Source organism: Nocardiopsis listeri NBRC 13360 (genome assembly GCF_001570765.1).
GTDB classification, from domain to species: Bacteria; Actinomycetota; Actinomycetes; order Streptosporangiales; family Streptosporangiaceae; genus Nocardiopsis; species Nocardiopsis listeri.
Genome location: NZ_BCSH01000058.1, coordinates 1 through 14,457, shown reverse-complemented (window position 1 = coordinate 14,457; position 14,457 = coordinate 1). Strand labels below are relative to the sequence as shown.

Below are 14,457 nucleotides of genomic sequence, written 5' to 3'. Positions count from 1 at the left end.
CGTCCTGGCCCGAACCCGGGTGCGCAAGGCGGGGCGGATGGGTAGGAACCGTGCGGCGACGCCCCCCGTCCGAGGAAGGCCCCACGATGACCACCACCCCTCCACCCCTGCACGGCCCCGAGTTCGAGGCCGATCCCCACCCCGCCTACCGGTGGTTGCGCGAGAACGAACCGGTACACCGGGTGGACCTGCCCGGCGGCGCGTGGGCGTGGGTGGTGACCCGCTATGGTGACGCCCGCGACGTGCTCGCCGACCCCGAGATGCTCAAGGACCCGTTGGCGGGTGAGCGGACCTGGTTCAAGGCCGGGTTGGGTCTGCCCTATGACCACCGGGACAGCCTGCGGCGCAGCATGGTGAACGTGGACGCCCCCGACCACACCCGGCTGCGTCGGGTGGCGAGCGCCGCCTTCACGCCCAGGCGCGTTCGGGCGCTGGAGGAGAGCGCCGAACGGATCACCGCCCGGCTGTTGGACGCGTTGGTCACCTCCCCCGACCCCGACCTGGTGCGCGACCTGGCCTACCCGCTACCGATCGCGATCATCTGCGACATCCTCGGGGTGCCCGAGGCCGACCGGCCCGAGTTCCACCGTCAGGCCGCGGTGATCGACTCCTCGTCCTACGAGGAGGTCGAGGCGATCGCCGCGACGACCGACTGGTTCGACTCCTACCTGGGGTCGTTGGTGGACGCCCGACTGGCCGAGCCGACCGACGACCTGCTCAACGACCTCGTACAGGCGCACCGCGTCGGGGACCTCACCCGCGACGAGGTGACCTCCACCGCGTTCCTGTTGTTGGTGGCCGGGCACGAGACCACCGTGGCGTTGATCGGCAACATGCTGCTGACCCTGTTGCGCCACCCCGACCGGTGGGAACGCGTTCGTCAGGACCGTTCCCTGTTGGGCCCGGCGATCGAGGAATCTTTGCGGTTGGAGAGCCCGTTGCAGAACGCGACCTGGCGCTTCCCCGCCCGGCCCACCACCGTGGGCGGGGTGCGCCTGGGGGCGGGCGAACCCGTTCTGGTGTCGCTGTTGGCGGCCGGGCGCGACCCGCGACGGTACGAGGACCCTGACACCTTCGACCTCGAACGTGGCTCCTCCCACCTGGCCTTCGGGCACGGGGCGCACTTTTGCGTCGGGGCACGGTTGGCGCGGATGGAGGCTCGGGTCGCGGTGGGCGCGCTCCTGGACCGCCTGCCCGGGCTGCGGCTCTCCGTCCCCGAATCCGAGCTGCGCTGGTGGCCGAGCATGATCATGCACGGGCTGTTCGCGCTGCCGGTGACCCTCGACCCGAACCGGTAGACCGTGTTCGGGCCGGCCGGGTGAAGTCTTGCCCTGCCATGGGGTGCTGTTTCTCCCGTGACAACGGTCGGTGGCCGAGACTGGCAGGCGGGACGCGTCCAACCGCGTCCCGCCACCTACTCGCAAGGGGGAATCGGTCGTGACGACCTCCGATCAGCGCACGAACACGCCCAAGCCGCGCAGCAGCCAGCCGTGGCTCCACCAGCGGGGCGAGGAGATCCAGCAGTTCGGGACGGTCCGCCAACTTCCGGTCGGGTTGTCCTACGACACCCGAATGTACTCGTGCCAGCGGCTCAACCAGGTCCTGTGCGACACCCGCATCCTGCACGACCTCTACAAGAAGCATCACTGGTTGATGCGCGGTCAGACCTTCTACCAGCTGCACCTGCTCATGGACAAGCACGCCGACGAGCAGTTGGAGCTGATCGACACCGTCGCCGAGCGCGTCCAGACCCTGGGCGGCGTGGCGGTGGGCGACCCCCGACACGTCGCGGAGATCACCAGGATCCCACGTCCACCGAACGGGGCCGAGGAGGTCCCGGCGATGCTCTCCCGTCTGTTGGAGGCCCACGAGACCATCCTGGAGGAGGCCCACGACGCGGCCGCGCGCGTGCAGGAGTTGGGTGACGACGGCACCAACGACGTGCTGGTCTCGGACGTGATCCGCACCAACGAGCTGGAGGCGTGGTTCGTGGCCGAACACCTGGTGGACACCCCGCTGGTGAGCGGTTGATCCACACGGACCACCGGGGCCGGGCGCCATAGCGGTGCCCGGCCCCGGGCCGAGGCGAGGTCGCGGTCCGGAAACGGACCGCGTCCGGGAGGAATCGAACGGGTCGAGAGGGTAGGTACCGGGACGTTGATCCGTGCCTCGTCGGAGCTCCCGGTCGGGGTACCGAGCCCGTACTCCCGATCCCCCGGAGGTACTCGACGTGTCCGCTTCCCTGGCCCTGCCCCGTGTTCTACGCGTGGGTGCGGGGGCCTCGTCCGAGCTGGCCGAGGTCCTGGACTCATTCGGCCTGTCCCGCCCCCTACTGGTGACCGACCCCTTCGTCGCCTCCCGCCCCTTCTTCCACGAGATCCTGAGCCGGTTGGAACGGGCCGGGATCTCACCGGGAGTGTTCACCGGAACCGTCCCCGACCCCACCACCGAGGTGGTGGACGCGGGGGTACGGGCGTTGCGGGAGGGCGATTTCGACTCGTTGGTGGGGGTGGGCGGCGGTAGCTCCATCGACACCGCCAAGGCCGTGGCCCTGCTCGGCTCGCACGGTGGCCGTATGCGCGACTACAAGGCCCCGGTGGTCACCGACGCGTCCGCCCTTGCTGTGATCGCGGTCCCGACCACCGCGGGCACGGGCTCGGAGTCGACCCGCTACAGCATCATCACCGACGTGGAGACCGACGAGAAGATGCTGTGCGCGGGGCTGGCGATGCTACCGCGGGCGGCGCTGGTGGACTTCGAGCTGACCCTGGAGACGCCGGGCAGGTTGACCGCCGACACCGGGGTGGACGCCTTGACCCACGCCATCGAGGCGTACGTGAGCACCAAGGCCAATCCGATCTCGGACGGGCTTGCCCGGGACGCGATGCGCACGCTCTTCGCCCACCTGCGCTCGGTGTACGCCGACCCCGCGGACCGGACGGCCCGGGAGGCCGTCATGGCGGGCGCGACCCAGGCCGGTATGGCCTTCTCCAACTCCAGCGTGGCCTTGGTGCACGGGATGAGCCGACCGATCGGCGCGCACTTCAAGGTGGCGCACGGGTTGTCCAACGCGATGCTGTTGCCGACGGTCACGGAGTTCTCGGTGGGCGCGGCACCGGGGCGCTACGCCGACTGCGCACGGGCCATGGGGATGGCCGCGCCGGGCAGTACGGACGGTGAGGCCACCGGGGCACTGGTGTGGGAGCTGCGACTGCTCAACGAGGAGTTGGGCGTGCCCTCCCCGCGCGCCCACGGGATCGACGCCGAGCGTTGGTGGGAGCTGGCGCCGTTGATGGCGCGGCAGGCGTTGGCGTCGGGTTCGCCGGGGAACAACCCGCGGGTGCCCACCGCCGAGGAGATCGTGGAGCTGTACCACGCCGCCTACGGCTGATACCGGCCGCGATGGTGGCCCTGACCACCGCACCCGACGTGAAGGGGACCGCGCACGTGTGGCGCGGCCCCCTTTCTCCCTCGGCCCTGTTACCGGGTGATGCCCCACCTACGGCGCAGGGAACGATCCGCCCAGTTGAAGAACACGTCGATGAGGATCCCGATCACCAGCACGATGATGATGTAGCCGAGCAGGCGTTCGGCGTCGTTGAGCTGGCGCGCCTGACTCAGCGCCCACCCGATCGAGTTCTGCTGGTTGATGATCACCAGCAGCTCACCCGCCATCAGGGACCGCCAGGCGAACGCCCAGCCCTGTTTGAGCCCGGTGACGAACATCGGCAGCGCGGCGGGGATGATCAGCAGCCGGTACCGCTGTGTCCCACGCAGCCCCATGACCTTGCCGGCGCGCAACAGCGACGGCTGCACGTAGTCGATACCCGAGGTCAGGCCGCCCGCGATCGAGGGCGCCGCGCCCAGGACGATCACGAACATGATCGCGGACTCGCTGATGCCGTACAGCAACATCGCGAAGGGGAACCACACGATCGACGGCATGGTCTGCAATCCGGTGATGAGCGAACCGATCGCCACCCGCAGCGGTTTGAACCGCGACACCGCCAAACCGAGGAGCACGCCCACCGCCAGGGCCAGCGCGAAGCCGATGAAGGCCCGCCGCATGGTGACCCGTACGGCCTCCCAGAACTCGGGGGTGGTGATCTCCCCGAAGAGGGTGGGCAGGACACGGTCGGGGCCGGGGAAGACCCATTCGGAACGCCATCCGCTCCACACCACGGCCTGCCAGGCCAACAGCACCAAGGCGACGGCGGCGAGCTTGGGCCAGGTGGCCGCCCAGATCCTGCCCGCGGTCTCGGCCACGCTCCGTTCGTCGCCGCCGCGTTCGGGTTGCGTTTCGAGTGCGTCCAGGCCCTGGACGGCGTCGCCCCTGCTCCGGGTCTCAGGCATGGCGTGAGACCTCCTCGCGAAGTCGGTCGGTGATGACGGCGGCCTGTTCGGCGATCAGTGCGGAATCGATGCGGCGGGGGCGTTCACCCTTCACCTCGAACTCGGAGATGACGCGCCCGGGACGGCTGGACAGCAGTACGACCCGGTCACCCAGACGCACCGCCTCACGCACGTTGTGGGTGACGAACATGATGGTCAGGGACCTCTCCCGCCAGATCCGTTCCAGTTCGTCGTGGAGGATGTCGCGGGTCATGGCGTCCAGCGCGCCGAAGGGTTCGTCCATGAGCAGGACGTCGGCGTCCTGGGCCAGGGCACGGGCCAGGGCCACGCGCTGACGCATGCCGCCGGAGAGTTCGTGCGGGCGCTTGCGCTCCGACCCGGTCAGACGCACCAGGTCCAGGAGTTCGGCCACACGCTTGCGGCGTTCGGCCTTGGGAACCTTGTTGACCTTCATGGGGATCTCGATGTTGGCGCCGACGGTGAGCCAGGGGAAGAGCGCGGCTTCCTGGAACATCATGGCCACACGGTGTTCGCCCACGTCCACGCTACCGGTGGTGGGGCACTCCAGCCCGGCGACGAGGGAGAGCAGGGTGCTCTTGCCGCATCCGGAGGCGCCCAGGAGGGCCAGGAACTCGCCCTCCCCTACCTGGACGGACATCCCGTCGATGGCGGTGACGGCGCCACCGCCGCGCCCGAACACCTTGGATATGTCGTCGATCCGCACGGCGGTGGTGCCGGTGCGGGTCTCGGTGATGGTGCTCATTGTTTCCCTTCGCCTTCCAGGCCCACCGGGGCGGCCGGAGCGACTCGCGGTGGGTTCGGGCGGACACGCGTGTCGGGGGTCCTTCGAGGTCTGAAGCGACACGGATGAACTCTACTTAATGAGTAGGTTTTGTGGAAGCACTAGAAGCCCTCGACCTCCTCGCGTCCTTCCTCGGTGAGGATCTCGTTGAGCGCTTCGAGCGAGTAGATCCCCTCCAGATCCACCGGGTCGAGCAGACCGACGGCCTCGGCGTGCTCGGCACCGCTCCGCAGCGAGGGAGCGATGGGGTCGACGGTGAACGAGACGTTGTCGAACGCGGAGGCGACGACCTCCGGGGAGAGGTCTCCACCGGTGAGGGCCTCCAGGTGGGCCAGGGTCGCCTCTTGGGCCTCCTCGGAGTTGTCGTTCATCCAATCGACCGTCTCGACGTGGCCCCGCAGCAGGTCCCGGACGGTATCGGGGTTCTCCTCCAGGAAGTCGGCGTTGACGATCAGGTTGGTGGTGACGAACTCACCGCCGGTGTCCGGCCACAGGTCCTTCTCGTCGACGAGCAACTCGGCGTCGTGCTCCAGGAGCAGACGGCTCAGGTGCGGCTCGGGCACCCACGCCCCATCGATCTCACCGAGCGCGAAGGTGTTGACGATCTCGGCGTTGTCCTGCGGCAGGATGGACAGCTCGCCACCGCCCTCGGTGTCGATGTCCCACCCCTGTTCCTCGGCGAACCAGCGCAGCGCCACGTCCTGGGTGTTGCCCAGCTGGGGCGTGGAGATGGTGCGGCCGGGCAGGTCCTCGACGTCGTCGATGCCCTCGCGCGCCACCAGACCGGCGCCCTGGGACGTGGAGCCGGCGATGACGCGCAACGCGGTGCCGCCGGACTGGGACCAGCCGTTGATCGTCGGGTTGGGGCCGATGAAGGTCGCGTCGATCTCGCCGGAGAAGAGCGCGTTGATCGCGTCCGGACCGGCGTTGAAGGTCTGGGTGGACAGTTCGACGTCGCCGAGCGCCTCGTCGAAGGTCCCGTTCTCCACACCCACCAGGGCGGGCGCGTGGGTGACGTTCGGGAAGTAGCCGAGCGTGAGGGTGTCGGAGCCTTCGTCGGCGTCGGCGTCGGCCCCCCCACAGGCGGTCGCGACCAGGCCGATCGCCAGTGCCGTGGCGGCGGTCGAAAGCGCGGAGGTTCGCATCCTCATGGGGGTCCTCTTCTGTCGTGGGGCCAGACAGGAAAAGCCTACTTAATAAGTAGGATTTATGGGAAGACGGCGCGGCATCCTTGCTGTGACCTGCGCCACCGCGCGCCGGGCCCCGGGCACGCGAAAGGGCGGCGGGGTCGAAGGACCCCACCGCCCTGAACGGCGTACCGCGCGCGACTACTCGACCGGGCGGCCCTCGGCGTCGACGGCCAGGACGACGCCCTGCCAGGTCTGCTGGATGTACTCCAGGACCCGCTCGTCGTGGAGCAGGTCGGCCAGCAGCCGGATCCGCTCGTCGTCGACGTTCTCGTCCAGCGCCACCAGGCCGTTGGCGTACTTCTCGACGTAGTCGTCGCCCTCGGGCTCCCAGGCCAGGAGGTTGGACTCCTCGGTGAGGTCGGCCTCGATGGCGTAGTTGCCGTTGACGACCGCGGCGTCCACGTCGGTGATCGAGCGCGGAAGCTGTGCGGCCTCCAGCGGCGTGATCGTCAGGTCGTTCGGGTTGTCGGTGATGTCCTTCTCCGTGGCGGTCTCACCGGCCTCCGGATCGACGGTGATCAGACCCTCGGTCTCGAGGATGCCCAGGGCCCGGTTGAGGTTGGCCGGGTCGTTGGGGACCGCGATCTCGGCGCCCTCGGGCAGGTCCTCGGCGCTCTCGACGCCCTCGGAGTACAGCCCCAGGCGTTCGATGTGCACGTCGGTGATGTAGGTGAGGTCGGCCTCGGGCCCGTTCTCCGACCACTCGTTCAGGAACGAGCGGTGCTGGAAGTAGTTCGCGTCCAGGTCGCCGTCGACCAACTGGGCGTTGGGCGTGTTGTAGTCGGCGATCTCCACGATGTCGAGGTCCAGCCCGGCCTCCTCGGCGAGGTTCTCGTCGATGAAGGCGAGGACGTCACCGTGCGGAACGGGGTTGACACCGATCCGGAGCGGCGCCTGGCCACCCTCGGCGGGCTCGGCGGCCTGCTCACTCGGGGCACCGCAGGCCGCGACCGCGAGAGTCAGGGCGGCCGCGCCGATGAGGATCGAGGTCGTGCGCATGGGTGCACTCCTTCGTGATCGTGGGGTGGAGGATCGCAGGGGGCGGTCGAGGCCGGGACGGACCTGACCGCGATGTGCCCGGGCGCCCTTTTGGTGCGCCTACGGGCTGATCAGAGCCTATCCCACCTATATAGTAGGAATAATCCGCTCGACGCCGGCCAAAACGTGGCCTTGACCACAGCGGCGGCGTTTCCCGCCAAGTCAGCAGGCATCAAGGAGAACGCGGCGCGTCACGGAACCATGCTCAGCGCACGCACCGCCACACCCGGAATCGACGCTCACCTCCACCCTCACGAGGCCACCCCTGCCCACCGGCCATTCCCCCGAGCGGCGCCCCCCGAAGGGGGCACGGAGCGGTGGGTCACGCCGTCGCGGACCCGCGAAGAGCGGTGCGGGACGCCCGGAGGAACCCTCGAAGGCGGTCGCACAGACGGGCCGGGGCGACGCGCGAACGCCCGGCGGGTGGGCGCACCCCAGGGGTCACGGAGACCGGGGCCGGACCGACCAGGGGCGCGGTGAGGAGCAGTCCACTCGGGAGGTGGCGCCGGACGGGGCGACCCACGGCGGCGCCCAGGGGGATCCGGTGCAGCACCGCCCGGTCGGAGACGTTCACCAGGGTCAGGGCGCGCTCCTCTCGCAGAACGTGGATCCCACCCGGATCCACACCCGGGGCGAGCTCGACCTCGACCACCAGGTCGGCACCGCGACGCCCGCTGTCGACCCGAACGACCGGATCCACGGCGAGCTGTGCCCACAGGGCGTGCTCGAACCCCTCGAAGACGTCGGTGACGCGCATCGGACCACTCCCATCGTGTTGAGTTGTATGGACTCAATTTTATTGACGCTCAGCTGCTCGGGCAAGTGATTCATCGAGGCGCACCCCGGGATGTGAGAGGGGTCACCAGAGTGCGAGAATGAGCCCGCCGAGCCCGGCCAGGACCCCCTCACCCACACGGAGCGAACATGGCACTCGTAGCCGGAATCGACAGTTCGACACAGTCCTGCAAGGTCGTGGTCTGTGACAGCACCACCGGCAAGGTGGTCCGCGAGGGACGCGCCCCGCACCCCGACGGCACCGAGACCCACCCCCACCACTGGTGGAGCGCCCTGGGCGAGGCCTCCTCCGGACTGTTCGACGACGTCGCCGCGGTCTCCGTCGCCGGCCAACAACACGGCATGGTCGTGGTCGACGAGGACGGGGAGGTCATCCGCCCCGCCCTGCTGTGGAACGACGCCCGATCCGCCGGGGCCGCCCACGACCTGGTCCAGGAACTGGACGGCCCCAAAGCTTGGGCCGACGCCGTGGGAAACGTGCCGGTGGCCAGCTTCACCGTCGGCAAGCTGCGCTGGTTCGCCGAACACGAACCCGAGCTCGCCGCACGCGCGCACGGTGTCATGCTCCCCCACGACTGGCTGACCTGGCGGCTCGGCGGCGCCCGCCACCAACCCACCACCGACCGCGGCGACGCCTCCGGCACCGGCTACTGGTCACCCGCGGAGAACACCTACCGCACCGACCTGTTGGTGCGCGGGTTCGGCCGGGAACTGGAGGTCCCCCGCGTGGCCGCCCCCGCCGAGACCGTGGGCCACACCCCCGAGGGCGCGCTCATCGCACCCGGCACCGGAGACAACATGGGGGCCGCCCTCGGCCTCGGCGTGCGACCCGGCGACGTGGTGGTGTCCCTGGGCACCAGCGGCACCGTGTTCGCCGCACACGACCGCCCCACCCACGACCCCACCGGAACGGTGTGCGGGTTCGCCGACGCCACCGGTGGCCACCTGCCGCTGGTGTGCACCCTCAACGCCGCCCGGGTACTGAGCTCGGCCGCCGCGATGCTCGGCACCGATCTGGCCGGCCTCGACCACCTCGCGTTGGGAGCGCGCCCAGGGTCGGATGGCGTGGTGCTGCTGCCCTACCTGGACGGCGAACGCACCCCGGAACTCCCCGAGGCCACCGGATCCCTGCACGGGCTGCGCAGGGACAACATGACCCCCGCCAACATCGCCCGCGCCGCCGTGGAGGGGATGCTGTGCGGACTCGCCGACGGGTTGGCCGCCCTCTCCGGGCAGGGTGTGCCCACCGAACGGGTGCTGCTGGTGGGCGGAGGCGCCCGTTCGGCCGCGGTCCGCGCCATCGCCCCCATCGTCCTGGGCGCGCCCGTGGTGGTTCCACCGGCCGCCGAGTACGTGGCGTTGGGCGCCGCCCGCCAGGCCGCCTGGGCACTGTCCGGTGAGGAATCACCGCCGGTGTGGACCCTGGGCGCACCGGAGGAGTCGTCCACGTACGACTTCGAGGCCGGAACGGAACTGCGTGAACGCTACGCGCGCTTCCGGCACACCGTTCACGGGGTGTAGGCCCGCCAAGGCCCCGGAACACGGGTTCGGTACGCTGTTCCATCGTGTTCCGGGGCACTCCGGACTTTCGAGCTGCGGGAGCATGCATGTCGGTCGAGGAACGGTTGCGGGTACCGATCGGATCGGCGCCGAACTGGTCCACCTACCCCGACGCCCGCCGCATCCTCGTCGTGGCCCACACCGTCACCACCCTGACGAGGCTTCTCGACGTCCTTCCACTGTTCGATTCCGACCCGAGAATCCAGCTCGTCTTCACCCGGGCCAGAACCTCCAACTTCCGCGAGGGCGTCACCGATTTCCTCGATGACATCGGTGCTCTCGTCGCACCCTGGGAACAGGCACTGGAGGAGGAATTCGACCTGGCGATCGCGGCCAGTTACGGCGACGACCTACACCTGATAAATGCGCCTTTGATTGTTTTCTCCCACGGCGCAGGGTACAATAAGATAGGGAAAGCGGAAAGCGGAAAGCGGCCTTCGGGCTGGGGCCGGCCACCCTCCTACGGGACGGGACCCTCGTTCCCGGAACACTCGTGTTGTCCCACCCCGAACAGCTCGACCGTCTCCGCCGGAGCTGCCCCGAGGCCGTGGACGCCGCGCTCATCGCCGGAGACCCCTCCCACGACCGCATCCTGGCCGGACTCCCCTGGCGTGACCGCTACCGCGACCACCTCGAAACCGGGCACCGGAAACTGGTCGTGGTCAGCTCCACCTGGGGGCCTGGTTCCCTCCTCGGCTCCCGGCCAGAACTCCTGAACCGGTTGCTCGCCGAACTGCCCGTCGACGAGTACCGCGTCGCCCTCGCCCTGCATCCCAACACCTGGCACGGCCACGGTCACCACCAGGTACGTTCCTGGCTCGCCGAGGCCGAACGGGCCGGTCTGCGCGTACTTCCGCCCCGCCAGGGCTGGCAGGCCGCGCTCGTGGCCGCAGACCACGTCATCGGCGACCACGGATCCGTCACCGCCTATGGGGCGTCCCTGGGCACCCACACCATGCTCGGAGCCTTCCCCGACACCGAGATGGATCCGTTCTCCCCCATCGCCCGATTCGGCCGCTCCGCCACCCGGCTACGCGCGGACCTCCCCCTGCTCCCGCAGATCCTCGCCGACGCCACCGACCACAAACCCGACCGGTTCGCGGCCTTCACCGACCGGCTCAACTCCCGACCCGGCGGCTCCGGACGGATCCTGCGCGAGACCTTCTACCGGCTCCTGGACCTGCCCGAACCCGAGCACCCGGTACGGACACTCCCGGCCGACGTCCCCGTCCCCTACCGGCGGGGTTGGCCCGACACCACCGACCACGCACCACTGTGGAGCACCGTCCAGGAGGAGGGTTCCGGGCTCCGTGTGCGCCGCCACCCCGCCGAATCCGTCACCGGGGAACGCCTCTTCCTGGACCGCCCCCACTTGGTCACCCATACGGACGAGACCCAGGTCCGGTGGAGCGAAGCCGCCTGCCTGCTCCTCTGCGGCCCCGACTCGGGGAGCCCCGGTGGGGACACCTCTTGGGCAGTGCTGCGGGCGAGGCTGTCCGATCACCCTCGGGCCCACCTCGCGGTCGCCGCGGACGGCCCCGACTGCCTGCTCGTCGACCGTGACGGCACACGGATCAGGCTGGTGGCGGACGACCCCGGACACCGACACGATCCCACCGTCGCCGCCTCGGCGTACTGGCATCGATGGGTCGAGGGTGAGGCCCCCGAGGGGTCACTCCTCGTCCTGCTGGGCGAGCACGAGTCGAGCTTCACCATCCGAGCATCGAACGCAGGGTGATCACCCCGGGGACCAGACGGCGAGTCGCTCGCGGACATCGGCCACATCGCGCTCGGCGTTCGCCGTCTCGTACGCCTCCAACGCACGCTCCAGGTCCGCTCGGGAGGTCACGGCGTCCCGATCCCGGTTCACGTCGGCTCGCAGCACGTACACGTCCCCGACCCGGCGCAGGTCACCCAGGAGACGGTGGCGATCGATGGCGCCATCGTACGATTCCAGGGCCTCCTCGACCCGGCCCTGGTCCCGACGCAGGTCACCCAGGGCCGCGCCGGTTCGGGCGTGGTTCTGGTGGTCGCCCTCGGCGAGCAGCCCCCTCGCGTGCAGGAGCAGGGACTCCGCCTCGGCCGGACGGCCCGCCCGCCGGTGGGCGACGCCCTCCTTGCGTTCCATGATGTGCAGTGCCCTGAGATCGACGGGGTCCAGACCTTCGGCGATGCGTCGGGCCTCGGCGAAGTGCCCGATCGCGGCGTCGTACTCTTCAGCATCGGTCTCGACGTCTCCGAGCGCGTCGTGGGCGGTGAGGACCACCAGCGGGTGCTCGCCCTGGGCGAGTTCCAGGGCCCGCTCCGCTTGAAGGCGCGCGTCCGTCGGGTTCCGGTCCCGGCGATAGGCGATGGCCGTCTGCACGCACAGGCGGGAGAGCCGAGCGGGTTCGAGGTGGTGGGTGTCCAGGGTCGCCCTCAATACGGGCACCTGCGCATCGACCATGTCGGTGAACCAGCCGGAGTGGAACCAGAAGGGCCACAGGACCTCGCACAGTTCCGCGGCCATCACGAAGTGGCCCCTGGCCACGGCGTCGATCACGACCTTGACCAGGGTCTGACGTTCGGGGGTCAGCGCCTGTCGGGCCTCGTCGATGCTCGCGAAGGAGCGAGCGGCCCGCACACTGTCGGGGAAGGCCGAACGGCCGTCGAGTTCGACCTGGAGCCAGCGACCCGGCATCAGCTTTCGGTGCGCGGCGTAACCGATCTCGTAGTAGTGGGTGAGGGTGCGTTGGGGGGTGTCCAAGCGTTTCTCCGTGTCAGGGGTGAAGGTCGACCTCATACTGCGCGTGATGAAGCGGTACCTGGGTTCGGGGCCGGTCACGACGGTGTCGAGGACGCCCCTCTCCGCCAGGATTTCCAGCCCCGCACGCACGTCCTCCGGTCCCGCGGAGTCGGCCATGAGGGCCTCGGCCAGGTCGAAACCGAAATCGACGTCGGGGAGGCCGGCCAGTCGGACCGCCAAGGCACGTTGCCCGTCATCGAGTCCCGCGAAGTCCACCCGATCACGTGGGCGCCGCCCCGGGACGGCGTTCGAACCGAAGTGGTCCCGGTGCGCGGTGGCGAGTGGGTCCGCTGCCCCGCACTGGCGTTCGACGTGGACATCGAAGGCGTAGTCCGCGATGAGCCCGGGATTGCCTCCTGCCGCGACCACGAAGTCGGCGATCATCGCCCATTCCCGCGGCTCGGAGGGTGCCAGGTCCGACCGCAGGCAGAACATCGTCGTGGCGTCCTCCTCCGACAGGGCGTCCAGCTGGATGGAGCGCCATTGAACGTGGCGCAGGAGCCTCCTGTCGTCGCGGCCCAGCGTCCTCAGGTCGAAGTTCTGGGGTCCGGCGACCACGGTGAGACTTCCAGGGGAGGTCGCCAGGAAGAGGCGGACGTCGGTGAAGTTTCCGGGAGAATCCACCATGACGGCGATCCCGCTCCGCCATCGCGGGCTCTGGTGCAGCTTCTGGACACGCCACTCCAAGGTGGCCGGAATATCCTCCTCCGGAATGTCCATGAGACGCAGCAGGCGGCCCACGGCCATCCACGGATCCTCCCTGACCAGGTCCACCAGGACGTGGCCGCCGGGAAAACGGGCACGGTCCCGCTCGAAACCGTCGTGCAGGAGTTTCAGGCCGAAGGCGGTCGTGCCCCCGCCCTGGATCCTGCTGGACACCGTGAGCATGGTCGAGGCACTCGGGTCCTCGTCGATGATCCGCTGCGCATCGGCCCGAGGTTCGTCCCGGTCCACATAGGAGGGAGGCACCAGGAGATCGAAGGTGCGTTCGGAGTCGTCGGAGACATCAGAGATGGCGCCATTGATGTAGTGGACCGTGATGTCACGCGCTTGGAACAACGTTCCGTGGACGTCTCGGGCGTTGTTGGACGTGCTGTCCCTGGGGGTTTCGACGCTCAACGGGTCCACCTCACGGTGCGCGACTGCTGGGGTACCGGAAGACTATCCAGCCAGGCCCCACCCGACCGTTCGGGTGGCCCCGCCGGCCGCAGTCGGCCACCCGCACTGGGGAGGGATCAGGTCCCAGGCCCCTCCCACTTGTCGCGAAGGAACTCGTCGACGTCATAGGGCATCAGGTTGAGCGGCGGTCCCGGGGGCGCGTTCGTGTTCATCGTCCGGATCTTCTTGTTCAGGTCTTCCAGGAGTTCCCTGACCCGCTTCTCCGTCCGGGCCTTGCGCGCCTCGATCAGGGTGTCCTCGGCCTCCTTACGCAGCCGCAGAGTGGGCGGCAGCAGCGAGACGTTCTCCTGCTTGAGCTTGCGCTTGATCCACCAGTTCTCGTCGTAGGGGCGGCCGATGTCGGGAATGGGCTTGCCGGCACCGGGAAGATCGTCGAACTCTCCCTTTTCCTGAGCCTCACGGATCTGGGCGTCGATCCAGGACTCGAATTCCATGCCGGTGGGCTTGCGTTTCGTCATTGAACCGCCTCCTCCAGGGTGAGCACGCCAGTACACGTCCGTGTGGGCTGTTCCACAAGACCATCCTGCCTTGTGGAAGTGGACGTTAGACATGGCCCCCGGAAGAATCCTCGGCGCGTCCCGACCCTCCCCGATCCGCACCGATCCACACCGATCCGCTCCGGTGCTGGTGCTGGTGCTGGTGCTGGTGGAGTCTGTCCGGGTGTGGATGGGTGGGGCGCTTGAGGTCAGGGGCCCTCCGGTTCACGGAGCGGGTGGCTGGTGGTTGGTGGGACGCCTCAGGTAGGGACCCTGCCG

At 69.3% G+C, this 14,457-nt stretch carries 12 protein-coding genes; 5 read left to right on the top strand and 7 right to left on the bottom strand.

Features of this window, described 5'->3' with window-relative positions; all coding sequences use genetic code 11:
• Nucleotides 1–86: 86 nt before the first annotated feature.
• The 3 genes from NLI01S_RS17945 to NLI01S_RS17935 all read left to right on the top strand — a co-directional run bounded on the left by NLI01S_RS17945 (nucleotide 87) and on the right by NLI01S_RS17935 (nucleotide 3,391).
• Entirely contained in the window at nucleotides 87–1,298 is a 1,212-nt protein-coding gene (locus NLI01S_RS17945; RefSeq protein ID WP_067606096.1) for a cytochrome P450 family protein, read from the top strand.
• A gap of 139 nt (nucleotides 1,299–1,437) precedes the next feature.
• Nucleotides 1,438–2,031: a Dps family protein gene (locus NLI01S_RS17940; RefSeq protein WP_067606094.1), complete on the top strand. Its 594-nt coding sequence runs from the start codon at nucleotides 1,438–1,440 to the stop codon at nucleotides 2,029–2,031.
• A 199-nt stretch (nucleotides 2,032–2,230) separates the two neighbouring features.
• Complete coding sequence (locus NLI01S_RS17935; protein WP_067606093.1) at nucleotides 2,231–3,391, top strand: iron-containing alcohol dehydrogenase; 1,161 nt, start codon at nucleotides 2,231–2,233, stop codon at nucleotides 3,389–3,391.
• A gap of 89 nt (nucleotides 3,392–3,480) precedes the next feature.
• Here NLI01S_RS17935 and NLI01S_RS17930 read toward each other — a convergent pair whose 3' ends face one another.
• The 5 genes from NLI01S_RS17930 to NLI01S_RS17910 all read right to left on the bottom strand — a co-directional run bounded on the left by NLI01S_RS17930 (nucleotide 3,481) and on the right by NLI01S_RS17910 (nucleotide 8,140).
• On the bottom strand, nucleotides 3,481–4,353 hold the full coding sequence (locus NLI01S_RS17930) for an ABC transporter permease (RefSeq protein WP_067606091.1): 873 nt from the start codon (nucleotides 4,351–4,353) through the stop codon (nucleotides 3,481–3,483).
• Nucleotides 4,346–5,116, bottom strand: a complete 771-nt coding sequence (locus tag NLI01S_RS17925; protein WP_067606089.1) for an ABC transporter ATP-binding protein — start codon at nucleotides 5,114–5,116, stop codon at nucleotides 4,346–4,348. Before NLI01S_RS17925 ends, NLI01S_RS17930 begins: the two co-directional genes overlap by 8 nt.
• Nucleotides 5,117–5,256: 140 nt before the next feature.
• Complete coding sequence (locus NLI01S_RS17920) at nucleotides 5,257–6,306, bottom strand: ABC transporter substrate-binding protein (RefSeq protein ID WP_067606087.1); 1,050 nt, start codon at nucleotides 6,304–6,306, stop codon at nucleotides 5,257–5,259.
• Between the two features lie 177 nt (nucleotides 6,307–6,483).
• Complete coding sequence (locus NLI01S_RS17915) at nucleotides 6,484–7,344, bottom strand: MetQ/NlpA family ABC transporter substrate-binding protein (protein ID WP_067606085.1); 861 nt, start codon at nucleotides 7,342–7,344, stop codon at nucleotides 6,484–6,486.
• A 361-nt stretch (nucleotides 7,345–7,705) separates the two neighbouring features.
• The gene (locus NLI01S_RS17910; RefSeq protein ID WP_067606083.1) at nucleotides 7,706–8,140 is read right to left on the bottom strand and encodes a hypothetical protein; all 435 of its coding nucleotides are present in this window, start codon (nucleotides 8,138–8,140) and stop codon (nucleotides 7,706–7,708) included.
• A gap of 167 nt (nucleotides 8,141–8,307) precedes the next feature.
• Between NLI01S_RS17910 and xylB the strand changes: the two genes are divergently transcribed.
• Nucleotides 8,308–9,699, top strand: coding sequence for a xylulokinase (gene xylB / locus NLI01S_RS17905; RefSeq protein WP_067606081.1), 1,392 nt, complete (start codon nucleotides 8,308–8,310; stop codon nucleotides 9,697–9,699).
• 532 nt (nucleotides 9,700–10,231) lie between these two features.
• Nucleotides 10,232–11,476, top strand: a complete 1,245-nt coding sequence (locus tag NLI01S_RS17900) for a hypothetical protein (protein WP_223809287.1) — start codon at nucleotides 10,232–10,234, stop codon at nucleotides 11,474–11,476.
• On the opposite strand, the gene NLI01S_RS17895 is transcribed toward NLI01S_RS17900, so the two are convergent.
• Nucleotides 11,477–13,642, bottom strand: a complete 2,166-nt coding sequence (locus NLI01S_RS17895; RefSeq protein ID WP_067606077.1) for a tetratricopeptide repeat protein — start codon at nucleotides 13,640–13,642, stop codon at nucleotides 11,477–11,479.
• 116 nt (nucleotides 13,643–13,758) lie between these two features.
• Entirely contained in the window at nucleotides 13,759–14,160 is a 402-nt protein-coding gene (locus NLI01S_RS17890) for a DnaJ family domain-containing protein (RefSeq protein ID WP_067606075.1), read from the bottom strand.
• Nucleotides 14,161–14,457 lie beyond the last annotated feature (297 nt).

What these genes read in the sequence shown, in the direction of transcription:
- NLI01S_RS17945 (WP_067606096.1), top strand. Translation starts at nt 87, where the DNA reads ATGACCACCACCCCTCCACCCCTGCACGGCCCCGAGTTCGAGGCCGAT.
- NLI01S_RS17930 (WP_067606091.1), bottom strand. Translation starts at nt 4,353, where the DNA reads ATGCCTGAGACCCGGAGCAGGGGCGACGCCGTCCAGGGCCTGGACGCA.
- NLI01S_RS17925 (WP_067606089.1), bottom strand. Translation starts at nt 5,116, where the DNA reads ATGAGCACCATCACCGAGACCCGCACCGGCACCACCGCCGTGCGGATC.
- NLI01S_RS17920 (WP_067606087.1), bottom strand. Translation starts at nt 6,306, where the DNA reads ATGAGGATGCGAACCTCCGCGCTTTCGACCGCCGCCACGGCACTGGCG.
- NLI01S_RS17915 (WP_067606085.1), bottom strand. Translation starts at nt 7,344, where the DNA reads ATGCGCACGACCTCGATCCTCATCGGCGCGGCCGCCCTGACTCTCGCG.
- NLI01S_RS17910 (WP_067606083.1), bottom strand. Translation starts at nt 8,140, where the DNA reads ATGCGCGTCACCGACGTCTTCGAGGGGTTCGAGCACGCCCTGTGGGCA.
- xylB (WP_067606081.1), top strand. Translation starts at nt 8,308, where the DNA reads ATGGCACTCGTAGCCGGAATCGACAGTTCGACACAGTCCTGCAAGGTC.
- NLI01S_RS17890 (WP_067606075.1), bottom strand. Translation starts at nt 14,160, where the DNA reads ATGACGAAACGCAAGCCCACCGGCATGGAATTCGAGTCCTGGATCGAC.